Raw genomic sequence first — 13,669 nt, 5'->3', positions numbered from 1 at the left:
TGGTGCGATCGCACCATACGATACTTGCTTCATTCTTGGCAGAGGATCAATGGGCTTTGAGCATCTTTATCTTCCACTGGTGTTCATGCATCAATAACCTATTGGTCTAACCTCACAGCCAGACCTTGTGGATGATCTGAAAAGCTATCCAGAGCGTGGGAACAATGCCCACAACAATAGCGAATAAACCTAGTAATTGTTTCTCTTGGGTCTGAGCTTGTCGCCAAATATCAGCATACGGGACGTCAGCATCCCCCATTTGAAAAAGAGCATATCCCTTAAACCACTTGGGCAATAGCTTATGCATCAGCATGAGTGTCGATACTTTAGCCATAAATAGGGAATTCGATGCGCGTTTATTGCCGCCAAAACCAATCTCAGATAGCCTAGCCACGGCATCCGTATCGGGTTTACGGACCCTAGTGTAAGCCGGTAAAGCCAAAGATAAGTCTCCTTGTGCTTGTGCCAGCCTCTCAGCAAAAATGCGACAACTCTCAAGGGCTGCATTACACCCTTGTCCTAAGGATGGCCAAATTGAGTGGGCTGCATCTCCCAACAGCACAACGCTATCTCCGTCTTCAAACCGATTACACAGAGTGGTAAACCCTCCATGGGCGGCTTTTTGTGATAGCAGATCTTGAGCGAAGTCAGGGGGAAGCCCGGTCTGGTCTAAATTATGAAATACAACCGGAAGCTTTGCTTTAAACAAGGCAGATATGTCTGCTTCGGTTTGAATGGTATCGAACGTTATCTCTCCTTCTTGGGGCAAAATCAACACGGCTCTGATGAAGCCATCGGCACTCGGTGGAGCGGCCATCGTTACAGGTTCAGCACCAGGCCATACATGAAAAGCATCTGCCCATCCTGCCGTTGCACCAGGCAAATTTTCGGCTAACCCTAAGTTACATATTTTATACATCATGTTGTCAGCATGCTGTCGGACTTCAAATCCTTGCAGCTGGGAACTCATGGAATGCCTGACTGTGCTAGAGATACCATCTGCTCCAACTAATAAATCAAACTTCTCTTCATGTTGTCCGGATGCTTCCTGAAACAATGCAGACTTATCTTGAATATTGAGCTGCAATAAAGTTTGATCAAAATAATATTGAATGTTGTCAGGAAAGCGATTCTTTCCTTCCGTAATTAATGACTGAGCTAGGGTATGTCGATCTACTGAAACCGAATTTCTAGATCCTTTTCTCAAGGTTGAATCTTTCTCGGTGTGCCGAATATTACCTTGGATATATACGTGCTGTTCTGGTGGTAGCTGAACACCAGCATCTTCCAGCGCTTTGAGTCCACGCCTGTTCAGTACAATATTGAATGAACGACGATTGCTAGACGCTTTAGTATCAACACTTCTCCGTTCATAGACCGATACATTCCAGTCTGCTTGAGCCAGATACAAAGCAATCAGCGTTCCGGTTGGCCCACCCCCCACTACTACTGCTTTCCTTTTCTTGTCAGAGGGGAGAGGCTTTGCAGGCGGAGAATTTACCATACTTTTATCTCAACTCTCACTCTTTTTGTTTTACAGCATATTATTTAGTCAAACTGTCAATAGTTTATGGCAAAAACCTTATTTTTAAATATCAAAAAATATGTTTCTCATTCAGCAAGATTCAATAATTAAGATTTATAAAAATAGAAAAAATACTGAACATCATGATGCTAAAAAATGCTGTTGTGGCAGATCTCATTTGTCGTGATATATGCGAATCAAACCTAGCCTAGTTTTGAACTGGCTTGTTTTCTCGAGGGGAGTTAGGTTCAAAATTATGAGTCAGTAAGGCTGACCACAACCTATCTCCAGCAAAATAGTGCTTGTTCGGATATCTCTAACCAACGGGCGTAAGCAAAGGATCGGGGATGCATGGCTCAAAGAAAAACGGGTCAAGGACAATAGATCCTGTACCCGAACCAAAAAACTATCATGACCCTACCATCGCAATTGCTAACCGTGCTAGCCCATGACGAATTTCTAGAACAAACTGAAGCACTCAAAGTATCAACCAGCCTGAGTCAGATGGTTTATATCGTTCTGCAAATGGGCTTGTTTCTAGCTCGCTGTCTTCTGGAGGATGAACTCTCAAGGCGCGCGAAAGCAGTATTTGTATGGCCTGTATGTACTACCTGCGGAACCCGCTTACATTCGAAGGGATGGGAATCTCGTCAGATGCAGACACTGGTAGGCACTATCTCTTGAAAGCGACGGGTGGGCCGTTGTCCCAAAGGATGTCCAGGCAGTCTGTTGACTCCCCTGGATCAAGCCATTGGGATTGCCCCCTATCAGCACAGCAGCGAAGAACTGGTGCGTCTGGGCTGCTTGTTGAGTCTGTTCATGCCCTATGAACTGGCCAGTTGGATGCTGGGTCAGTGGAGTGGTCTATCCGTGAGTCCATCCAGTTTGTGGAACTGGGTGCAATCCGTGGGTAACAAAGCTCAGCAGGAATTAGAAGCTCAACTCAACGCTCAATCATCAGGGACTCAGGCCCCTTGTGAAGCGATTTCAGAGATGTTATCTGCTCTACCTTTGGCCATTGCCGCCGATGGTGTGATGGTCCCCTTTCGCCCCACCCCGAACTCACCCAAGGGAAAAATCCAGTGGCGAGAAGTCAAAGTCGCCATCTTAGCTCGCCTGGGAACACGGGTTACCCGAGCTAAAAAGGAGGTCCCCCAATTACTGCGTCGAAGACTGGTGGCAGTATTGGGCGATATCGACCAGTTCATCCCTTTACTTCAACTCGAAGCTCACAAACAAGACTTTGAATCTGCTCCAAAAGTCATCTGGCTCAGTGATGGGGGACGAGGCTTCTGGCGAGTCTATCGCACCTTGTTCTCTCATTGTGCTGTGGCAGTCCTCGACTTTTTTCATTCAGCAGGCCATCTGGCACGAGCAACTAAAGCGATGTTTGGAGATGCCCGCTCTGCTCAAGCCCAAGCCTGGTTCCGGCACTGGCGACACCAATTGCGACACGGGCAACACCTACTTGTATTACGGTCCTTGACGATATTGATTCACTCACAACTGTTAACGGGAAAGTCTTTTTCAACGTTGCTCCAGGTGCAGGCTTATTTCCAACGCCATCATCACCACATCCGTTATCGGCACTTTGAACAGCAACAGATTCCTCTCGGGTCAGGAATGGTTGAAAGTGCATGCAAGTGGTTGATTCAGCAGCGCTTTAAGGGAGTTGGCATGCGCTGGAGTGAGGATGGTTTCAACCATTTACTGATCTTGAGAATTGCCTGGGTCAATGAACGGTTTGACTCCTTATTCCCAGAGGTGACCATTCCGAAAACTAAGGCATCCCCGATCCGCTAAATACGCCCCTAACCAACCTTGATCGACAACTCAGTTCCCCCCTTTAACGCCAAGGTTGAAGAACGATAGCCATTGATGGGAGCTTGTAAAAACTCGACGTAGGGGTTTAGAGCCGTTTTGAAAGTCCCCACATTATCGGAAATAACCAGGCCACCCGGTCGAATCTGAGGGTGCAACAACCTTAAAATATCCAAAGCCAGATGTGGATACCCATCCATCAACACCAAATCTATGGGGCCGTCGATATCCTGCAAGGTTTTTAATGCATCCCCTTCCCGCAAATCTACAAACTCTGCAAGACCCGCCTCTGCAATATACTTTCGGGCTTGGATCACTTTCTCCGGGATGATTTCAGTACCAATCACTTTGCCCTGGCCATTATCTCGGATCGCTGCAGCTAAATAGAGGGTGGAAACACCATAAGAGGTGCCAAATTCCACAATTGTTTGGGCATTGATGGCCCGAGCTAACAAATAGAGTAATTGGCCTTGATCACGCTCTATCGGAATGTATTTATCTCGATAGAAATGGGTCCGAGCAGGATTCCAGTGAATGCCTTGCCCCAGTAATAGTCTGGGGAGCTGAGGCAGATAATGCAGAACCAGCTGCAGGATTTGTCGATCGGCTGCATGGTGTAGGCGTTCCAGGACCGCTTCAACTTTTGGGTCACCTAGAACGATATTCTGATCACTCATTAGATATTGATAAATGGAGTGTGCAGTTGAAAACCTGAATGCCTTGGAGCGTTGTCTTCCTAATGCCCTTTAGCGATCTCCTTTCGATACCGCTACTTCGGCAATATCAATAGATTCAGATCCCATAGCCTCCGATTTAGGCAAGAACGGAAGCATAAACATATACACGCCACTAACGGCTAACACCACCATCAATAACAGGCCCGGTACTTCCAAAATGGCATGGGCCCAGGGACTCCACCAGCCGAGCAGGGTTTGCTCCTCCAGATATGGCGTCAGTTTGAAACCATACTTGAGCAAGTCTCCGGTATGGCTATCGAGATACCACTCAAAGTAGCGATCGCTATTGGCCAACCGATAGAGATCTGCCTGGGGCAAGTAGGTAATTTCGTTGATATCTTCCAGGGCATGAATGCCTGGAGGATGTTGCTCTATTAATCGCTGACGGGCTTGCTGTTGCGAGAGTAACGGCGCTGTACTAGTTACGGTATAAATCGGAGGGCTACCATCGACCTTCGGTAAGCCTTCGCCATAGATGGCTGGCAACGCCACTGCTTCAGCGATGTACAGGACAACAATCAGGGCAAAGTACAGACCCACCCAGCGGTGGATTTTGCGAGACCAAGTGGCAAACCATTGTTTTAGCTTCATTGTTTTTCCCTATCCCTTACAAATGAAATCAATCTCAGGTTCAAAATCGAGTGGTCACTTGAACTCCAAAAGTTGCGGGCGCACCAGGAGTCACCAGAAAGCCGATGGGGGCAAAATCAAAGCCTTGGGCAAAGTACCCCGTATCAAAAATATTGTTGGCGAATACATAAATACCGGTTTGATCAAACTCATACCCCAGTCGCAGATTGACCGTTGCATAGGGATTTTGTTTGAGGGTGTTATCCTCAGTGAAATTGGTTGTTCCTAAACCTTGTAGCGCTATGCGGGCAAAGAGGCCCATGGGTGCCCGATATTGGAGGGCGACATTGTAGGTGAAACTCGGTGCAAAGGGCACGCGATTGCCATCAAAATTGCCAAATTCGGTGAATTTCGCATCCGAAATACCCAGGCCCGCAATAATATCCAAGCCATCCATAGGCGTAGCTCTCAGTTCTAGCTCACCGCCTGTGATATTCACTTCTGCATTGTCGATCCGGCCTACCGCCAAATTATCGGTTACCAGCACTTGATAGTCATTCACGTCATTATGGAAGAGCGCTAAATTCACCTTTAAGCGATCGTCAAGCCAAGATGATTTCAGTCCGATTTCATAATTCCAGGATTTTTCAGCATTAAAGGTTAGGGTTGTGGCATCGCCGCGAAAGTTGACGCCCCCCGGTCGGTATCCTCGGGTAACGCTGCCATAGATCATCAGATCAGGATTGAAACGATATTCGGCCACAAGGCGAGGGAGCAAGATATCGGTATCTTGCTGGACATCACGGGCGGAAAACGTGGTGAAGCTAGGACCGCCGGGAGGGGTGAAAACGGTGTCTAGGTTTTGGAGGGTGCTGTTAAAGGATTCAAATCGTAATCCTGCAGTCAGGGTTAACGGTGGAGCGGGACGATAGCTAACTTGGGCAAAGGCCGCCAAGATAGTTTCATCCAATTCTCCACTTCTGAGGTTTGTCCCCACTGGAAATCCAACCGCACCTGCATCGGCACCAAAGGTAAAACCATCGTTTTGATTAGAGAACTGGCTGGATTCAAAATATCCCCCCACCAACCATTCCAACGTCTCAGCCTCTTCAGGGGATTGGAAACGAATTTCTTGACTCCAAACCGTTGCTGCAAAGTCATTGGTATTTACAATCAAGTTGAGCGGGCTACCATCTGCATCCGAACGTTGTTGGCTCTTAGAAAATCGACGGCTGGTAATGGAAGTGGCCCTGAACTGAGGATGGGTATAGGCAATTTTGAGGGCTTGGGTATTGGTGTTCCGTTTAAAGGAATTATTGACATCTGATTCAATCTCAAAGGCATTAGCCGGATTGAAGTCATCAATGACCACTAGATTGGTGCCGCTATCGAGATCTTCAATCGAGGCATTTAATGAGATCTCCCATTCATCTGCAGGTGTCCACAGCAGTTTGGCCCGACCGTTTAGATTTCTTTGCTCATCGACATCATTATCTAAAAAGGTGTTGTTGATATATCCATCCCGTGACAGAAAGTTACCCGATAGGCGAAAGAACAGCTCATCTTTGACGAGGGGGCCACTGACGCCTGCCCGGAGGTTGACGGCATCAAAATTCCCGTAGCTGGCAGTTCCATTCACTTCAACCTCGTTCGTCGGTTGGCGAGTTTTGATATTGACTACACCAGAGAGGGAATTCCGGCCATAGAGGGTGCTTTGCGGTCCTCGCAGCACTTCAACCTGGGCAATATCCGGTAGATCGGTGGTAATAAAGCCAATGCGATCGTAGGGGACATCGTCAATATAAAAGGCCACTGCATCCCGGGAGAGAAAGTTGGAGTTGCCTAAACCCCGAATGGAATAGAAGGGACTATTGGCACCATCGCCGCTAAAAAGACTGAAGTTGGGGGTATTTTCGGCAATGTCTTCAAAAGAGGTAATGTCCGCATCTTCAATTTCTTTCTCGGTCAATACCGTTAGGCTTAGGGGCACGTTTTGAACATTTTCGGGGGTCTTTTCCGCCGTGACCACAATTTCTAGCTCGTCCTCTTCAGCGCTAGCTGCTGGTTCACGAGCTGGTGCAGAATCTGTCGGTTGCTCGGCTACCGTATTAACCAACACGGTTAAACCGTCAGGCTTGGTAGAAACTTGGGCTGTTTCAGCCGTGGTGACCAGGGTGAGTTGGACTCGATTATTATCTAGGGATTGCAGGGTAATCTCATCCATCCCCTCGGCAGGATTTGCTTGCAGGGTGTTCTCTACCAACTGTGCATTATCAATGGTGATGATCAGGCTATCGCTAGACCGAGTGGTTGAAACCTCAGCAAGGTCAGCATTCGTGGCGACTAAAACCAGTTCAATCCCCTCTGCAGTTTCATTTATCTGGATATCCGTAATTTGAGCGAGGGCCTGGGCCAGCCAGTCTTTAACGGTCGTGCTGGGTTGCGATGGTCTCCGACCGGCCTTTGGCCATCGCAAAGTAGAAACGGACTTTGCACTGTCCATTCTTCCTTCTGGCTCTGCGGCTGGCACAGCCCAAACAGACGGCCCCATAAGCAGTACAGCCAAACTGCTCCCCATCAGAGATCTTTGATAGCTTCTGCCTTGCATTCAATACCCTCACACCGTCATCTCAGTCAGTATTTATTAAGAACTGATCTCAATAAATGAGTCTGTGGGCATAATATGAGCGGATCGTCAGCTTTTTCTCTTCAAACAGGATTCTTTTCTCTTCAAACAGGATTTTTTCCCCGACAGGCCATTTGGAAGGCTTTGGGACTCAGGCCAAAGCGTCGTTTAAAAGCTGCCGTAAAGGAGGTGGGGCTAGCATATCCCACAGATTGAGCCACTCCCGGAATGCTTAGATCCTGTGCGGCCAGCAGTTGCCGAGCATGTTGGAGTCGTTTGGCTTGAGAATACCCAAAAACAGTGGTGCCAAACTGTTGTCTAAACCCCAGTTTGAGCTTGTAATCATTGAGCCCCACCTGCCGGGCTAAGGCCATCAGTGAAGGGGGCGCATTCAGGTTCTGGTTCAGTACATGGGAGGCCTGTTGAATCCGCTCTAGATCATCGGGCAGCAGGTGATTCATCTTGGTTTGATGCTGGTTTTCACTCCAAGTGGTCAACTGCAAGGTCAAGAGTTCTAATGCCTTACTCTCCAGATACATTGTCTTGACCATCCCTTGGTAGGGACAGCCCAAAACCTGCTGAATAATCTGGGCCATAGCAGGCGTTGTTTTGCCTAGGGGCTGGTGGAACCTTCGCAGGGTCTGCTGCTCAGTCAGCATCTGGAAGGGTTGAGACAGGCCGTCTGAGGTAGAGGTAAAAGACCGTACATAGTCCTGGCTCCATTCGAATGCCACAACCTGAAATCGCTCTTCTCCCTGGAAGGTTTCAAACTCAATAACATCAGACAGAGAACATAAATAGTGATGCCCTGCTGATTCTGTATAGTCTTCTGGAATACCGCTTGTATGGGGAGTCTGCACTCGAAAGCGGCTGGACAAACAAAATTTAGAGACTAGGGGTTCGTCAGGTCCTCGGTGGCTTTCTATCGTCGTAGTCTGGTGGAAACGTCCATCTGCAATTTTCAGGATCACTCCCTCCCGGAGGGGGATGAGCTGATGTCGTCCACTGCCGACCTGACTCGGCGGGCAGATCAGTAGATCAGAGCCTGTTTGCTCAAAGATAGATTCCCCGTTATGTTGGGCTTCTGCAAATAGGGTTTGTAGCTCTATATCCCTGATGGTGGTTAGCATGGCGTCAGTGATCGGCTGGGAGAATGGGCCTATAATAATTGATATTTATTCTCACTTATCTAAACTATTATTTCCGTCTGATACGCCACTAAACTTGATACAGTCTATCTTCCCTGTTTCAAGGCGGATGGGCTTGTAAAACCGAGAGAGTCAGAGGTTGAGACTTAAGGTATCGCATAGCTGGGGGTGAGGGAAAAATGAAGCGAAGATTGGGCATACCCACCCCATCAGATTGAGCGTAATCCGATACTGAGGGGCGAGACATTCGTGCGATCGCATATCCAGTAACCCGTGAGAACCACCATCGCCCCTAAAAACAGTGGTCCTCATACCGATGGGTTTAGAGTTTTGCCCACTCATCAGGTAATAGGTTGGCTTGTAGCGTAAAACCGCCATTCCCATCTGGCGTCAACACATAGGCCATACCCTGCGGATCAGGATAAATGCCCGTCGCAGCCTCAAAAATATCATCATGGCCGACAAGCACCGTATTTTTGCCGCTTGCTGGAGCAACCGTCAGTAACGGCATCACATTGGCCTTCATTTCCTCAACTTGCTCATCCGTATAATCTTCAAAGGGCAAGAAGTTCAGCTTAGGGTTCTTCTCATGCTGTCCAAATGCCAGATCTGCCGTTTTCCAGGCTCGGCAATACTCGCTCGTAATAACCTTATCCACTGGAATCTTCTTCTCAGTAAAGGCAGCACCAATATCTTTGGACTGTTGAATGCCCACGTCATTGAGCTTCCGCTGGGTTTCACAGTCATCAAGCTTCATCTTCGGATCCGCTTGGTCAGCATAGTCTTTCTCAGTCTGGGCATGGCGGAAGTAGATCACATGTCCCCCCTCTTGCAACGCACTCAAGAGTTCAGGGCCGCTCAATTTATCCTTAAAATCTGCATTCGCTTGTTCGCCTTCGCTATACTCTTTCCCCTCTTCCCCTCCCTCTGGAGATTCTATGGTCGGTGAATTCTCGGCGTTAGGGCTGGTAGTATCTCCATTCGTTGCAGTCTCACCTCCACAGGCAGCCAACGTAGCAGTTAGCCCAAGGGCCATCATTAGCTTAATGGCTTGGTTTGGTTGTGTCATAGGTTTGGTTATTTTTACAAGAAATTCTTATCTCCACTTAATGAGAGATATTATCATTTAAATTAAAAGAAACTGATGAATGAAGACCGCTTATAAGTTTTAAGGTACGAAAAATGCTTAAGCTCAGCGGCCAACGCCAGGATATTTGCTGCAGTGATTTGTTCTGCTACCTTCTCTTCTTCAGTTTGAACGCCACAGAATAAGGCCGGTGCTTGCCATTGTTCAGTTGCCTCTGATTTTTGGCCAGATGGTATCGCTCCTCTGATAACCTAGGCTCTTCGAAATCCACGACTTCAAACCCCGCTTTTCGGAATGCTTTCCAGTAATCGGAAAGTGGCCGATGAAACCAGATGAATTCTGACGTGAAGTGCCCCCAAGGCGGTTCAATACACTTCTGCTGCTGGAAATATGGAAAATTCCACTGGTAGGTAACGGCGACGTCATTATCTGTCGCTGTGACGTACTCTTGAGGAAAGCAGGGATGGGAGAAAACAACCACCACATGCCCTCCGGGCTGCAGCACTCGGAAAAAAGCTTCCACAGTTTCGGTAAGGTCCGGGGTATCCATCAAGACATAGTTCGAAATGACGATATCAAACGATCCATCAGCCACTGTATGTAGTGTCGAACAGGAGTCCATGCGGAAGTCGATGTGGGCCGCCTTCGAGCGGGCAATCCGGAGCATCTCTTCTGAAAAGTCGATACCCACAACACGGGCACCACATTCATGCAGTTTGCGTGAAAGATAGCCCGTTCCACAACCCGCGTCGAGAATCGAGGCACCAGACACATCGCCTGCAAACTGCCAGAGAACAGGGTCGGAATTGAGGATGCGATTGCCATCCCCATCATCACCCACTTGCCTATCCCAGTCGGCGGCAACACGATTCCAAAACAACTGTGTTTCGTCAGAATTCTTGTTCATGCATTCTGCCCACAGAACTATTAATAAGACGGATAGTGGATTATAAACCCATTTATTGGAGTATTATCCGCTAAAAATCTGATAAATCCGAAATAATGACATGGATAATGTCTGATGGTTTCATCATTAACTTAACGTTTGCTATCAACAGGTCTTAGTAGTCTTCAGCACCTTTCCGTCAAGGGAAAGGTGCTGAAGAAACTGAGTGAGTTAACTCACCCATAAATGAGAGGTTGCTTATATCAGTTCAAAGTTGTCTGTGGACAGAGATGGAGTACCACTAAGAGTGGCAAACGCATCACCAGAACCGAGACCTTCAGCATTACCGTTCTCGTTATAGAACAAGCTCCCAGACTGAGAACTATAAACGATGATGGCAGCGCTTAAGGCAGCATCACTATCGCTGTCAACAATCTCAAATTCAGTACCCACACTAAAGCCTGCTCCTGCTTCACTAGTTAACGCTGTAAAAGTGCTAAGCCCCAGTGCAAGCTTGTCTGAGCCTGAGAAATCCATAATGGTATCAGTCCCTAGGTCTTCAATCGCAAATGCATCACCTGTATCGAAAACAAAGGTGTCAGGCCCACGCCCACCAACCAAAATGTCATCTCCTGCTTGTCCTGTGAGGATATCGCTGCCTCGACCACCATTCAGGGAGTCGTCTCCAATGCCACCCAAAATGGTGTCATCTCCTCGACCGCCAAAAATTGTGTCAGCTCCATCTTCGCCACCTTCACCACCGTTGACGAAGTCATTGCCAGTGCCTGCGAAGACCAAATCACCTTGATGACCTGCATCAATAATGTCATTGCCACTACCGCCATAAATGGTATTGGCCCCTTCACCAGCATCAATCACATCATCACCGGCTCCAGCATCAATGATGTCAGCAAAGCCTACTTCACCGCCTTCTCCAGATTCTCCAGACTCGCCCGATTCTCCAGACTCGCCCGATTCGCCAGATTCTCCAGATTCGCCAGATTCTCCAGATTCGCCAGATTCTCCGGCTGAGCTACTTTCACCAGGTATTCCACCCACAATGGTGTCGTTCCCTGCACCACCGTAGATTTCATCAATGCCATTCCCTCCAATGATGAAGTCATCACCAGAACCGCCTTTTAGGGTGTCATCTCCATCACCACCCGAAATAGTGTCGTTCCCAGAACCACCATCAATGAAGTCATTTCCATCAGCAGTACCTTCTCCAGACTCACCGGACTCGCCAGATTCACCAGACTCTCCAGATTCACCAGACTCTCCAGATTCACCAGACTCTCCAGATTCTCCAGACTCTCCAGACTCGCCAGATTCTCCGCCTGTCAGAACATCATTACCACTACCACCACGAATGACATCATCGTCTTGACCACCGAAAACAGTGTCATCTCCTTGACCACCAGAAATTGTGTCAGCTCCATCTTCACCACCTTCACCACCGTTGACGAAGTCATTGCCAGTACCTGCGAAGACTAAATCACCTTGATGACCTGCGTCAATAATGTCATCGCCACTACCACCATCGATGGTATTAGCTCCTTCACCAGCATCAATCACATCATCACCGGCCCCAGCATCAATGATGTCAGCAAAGCCTACTTCACCGCCTTCACCAGACTCGCCCGATTCGCCCGATTCGCCAGACTCACCAGACTCTTCAGACTCTCCAGACTCACCGGATTCGCCGGACTCTCCAGATTCTCCAGACTCTCCGGCTGAGCTACTTTCACCAGAGATTCCACCCACAATGGTGTCGTTCCCTGCACCACCGTAGATTTCATCAATGCCATTCCCTCCAATGATGAAGTCATCACCAGAACCGCCTTTTAGGGTGTCATCTCCATCTCCACCCAAAATAGTGTCGTTCCCAGAACCACCATCAATGAAGTCATTTCCATCAGCAGTACCTTCTCCAGACTCACCGGACTCGCCAGACTCACCGGACTCTCCAGATTCTCCAGATTCGCCGGACTCGCCAGATTCGCCGGACTCGCCAGATTCTCCAGACTCACCAGACTCGCCAGATTCTCCAGACTCACCAGACTCGCCAGATTCTCCAGATTCTCCAGATTCGCCGGACTCTCCAGATTCTCCGCCTGTCAGAACATCATTACCACTACCACCACGAATGACATCATCGTCTTGACCACCGAAAACGGTGTCATCTCCTTGACCACCAGAAATCGTATCAGCACCATCTTCACCGCCTTCGCCACCATTAACGAAGTCATTGCCACTGCCTGCGAAGACTAAATCACCCTGATGACCTGCATCAATAATGTCATCGCCACTACCACCATCGATGGTATTAGCTCCTTCTCCGGCATCAATCACATCGTCTCCGGCTCCAGCATCAATGATGTCAGCAAAGCCTATTTCTCCAGACTCTCCAGATTCACCGGACTCTCCAGATTCACCGGACTCGCCAGATTCGCCAGATTCTCCAGATTCGCCAGATTCTCCGGCTGAGCTACTTTCACCAGGGATTCCACCCACAATGGTGTCGTTCCCTGCACCACCGTAGATTTCATCAATGCCATTCCCTCCAATGATGAAGTCATCACCAGAACCGCCTTTTAGGGTGTCATCTCCATCTCCACCCAAAATAGTGTCGTTCCCAGAACCACCATCGATAAAGTCGTTAGTAGTACCTTCACCAGATTCTCCAGACTCACCAGATTCACCGGATTCGCCAGATTCGCCAGATTCACTAGACTCGCCGGATTCACCAGGTGGTTTATCCCCAATTAGAAGGTCATTACCTGCACGGCCAAGGATCCTATCATCACCACTCAATCCGACAATGATGTCATCACCAAATGAACCCGGCAAAATATCATCATCAGAGGTGCCTTCAATCAAATTCTCTAGATTTAGGCTGGAAACAAGTTCCTCAAAAAGTTTTTCAGCGATTTCTGCAGGGTTCTGGGTAGACATCGTTATAACACTCCAAATTTAATATTCAATAGTCAATCGATAATGCTGAAATACCAATGAAATCGCATAAGTCATTCAAGCTTATTGAGAATACATTCAGCTGTAGCCTTTATATATATCTTTAAAGAATCTTCTTCTCAAATAAAATAGAGCATATATTTAGAATCAATAGCTTGTAATTCATATTTAACGATAGTTTCAGGATACAAACTTATATTGAGCTGGAGTTAAGCTAAGTTTGAATAAATAACAATATTCTCATTAATCAAAAACAATACTTATATCAGGTATATCAAGAGTATTTTCTTCACCCT

General features: G+C 47.8%; 9 protein-coding genes and 1 pseudogene. 1 reads left to right on the top strand and 9 read right to left on the bottom strand.

Features of this window, described 5'->3' with window-relative positions; genetic code table 11:
• Positions 1-112: 112 nt before the first annotated feature.
• The gene (locus tag I1H34_RS01400) at positions 113-1,504 is read right to left on the bottom strand and encodes an FAD-dependent oxidoreductase (protein WP_212664006.1); all 1,392 of its coding nucleotides are present in this window, start codon (positions 1,502-1,504) and stop codon (positions 113-115) included.
• 432 nt (positions 1,505-1,936) lie between these two features.
• Here I1H34_RS01400 and I1H34_RS01390 point away from each other — a divergent pair.
• Positions 1,937-3,328, top strand: a pseudogene (locus I1H34_RS01390) (ISKra4 family transposase).
• An 8-nt stretch (positions 3,329-3,336) separates the two neighbouring features.
• On the opposite strand, the gene I1H34_RS01385 reads toward I1H34_RS01390, so the two are convergent.
• From I1H34_RS01385 to I1H34_RS01350, 8 genes are all read right to left on the bottom strand, one after another.
• On the bottom strand, positions 3,337-4,023 hold the full coding sequence (locus I1H34_RS01385; RefSeq protein ID WP_212664004.1) for an O-methyltransferase: 687 nt from the start codon (positions 4,021-4,023) through the stop codon (positions 3,337-3,339).
• Between the two features lie 69 nt (positions 4,024-4,092).
• Positions 4,093-4,674, bottom strand: coding sequence for a hypothetical protein (locus tag I1H34_RS01380; protein ID WP_212664003.1), 582 nt, complete (start codon positions 4,672-4,674; stop codon positions 4,093-4,095).
• Between the two features lie 40 nt (positions 4,675-4,714).
• A complete protein-coding gene (locus I1H34_RS01375; RefSeq protein ID WP_212664002.1) occupies positions 4,715-7,204 on the bottom strand; it encodes a TonB-dependent receptor domain-containing protein in 2,490 nt (829 codons plus the stop codon).
• A gap of 179 nt (positions 7,205-7,383) precedes the next feature.
• On the bottom strand, positions 7,384-8,409 hold the full coding sequence (locus I1H34_RS01370) for a helix-turn-helix transcriptional regulator (RefSeq protein WP_212664001.1): 1,026 nt from the start codon (positions 8,407-8,409) through the stop codon (positions 7,384-7,386).
• 150 nt (positions 8,410-8,559) lie between these two features.
• The gene (locus I1H34_RS01365) at positions 8,560-8,739 is read right to left on the bottom strand and encodes a hypothetical protein (protein ID WP_212664000.1); all 180 of its coding nucleotides are present in this window, start codon (positions 8,737-8,739) and stop codon (positions 8,560-8,562) included.
• Positions 8,740-8,749: 10 nt separating this feature from the next.
• Positions 8,750-9,496, bottom strand: a complete 747-nt coding sequence (locus I1H34_RS01360; RefSeq protein WP_212663999.1) for a histidine phosphatase family protein — start codon at positions 9,494-9,496, stop codon at positions 8,750-8,752.
• 166 nt (positions 9,497-9,662) lie between these two features.
• A complete protein-coding gene (locus I1H34_RS01355; RefSeq protein ID WP_212663998.1) occupies positions 9,663-10,421 on the bottom strand; it encodes a class I SAM-dependent methyltransferase in 759 nt (252 codons plus the stop codon).
• A 237-nt stretch (positions 10,422-10,658) separates the two neighbouring features.
• Entirely contained in the window at positions 10,659-13,355 is a 2,697-nt protein-coding gene (locus I1H34_RS01350) for a calcium-binding protein (protein ID WP_212663997.1), read from the bottom strand.
• Positions 13,356-13,669: the final 314 nt, after the last annotated feature.

This window comes from Acaryochloris marina S15, from assembly GCF_018336915.1.
Taxonomy (GTDB): Bacteria; Cyanobacteriota; Cyanobacteriia; order Thermosynechococcales; family Thermosynechococcaceae; genus Acaryochloris; species Acaryochloris marina_A.
The sequence above is the reverse complement of the archived record's forward strand: the minus strand, read 5'-3'. Positions and strand labels throughout refer to the sequence as shown.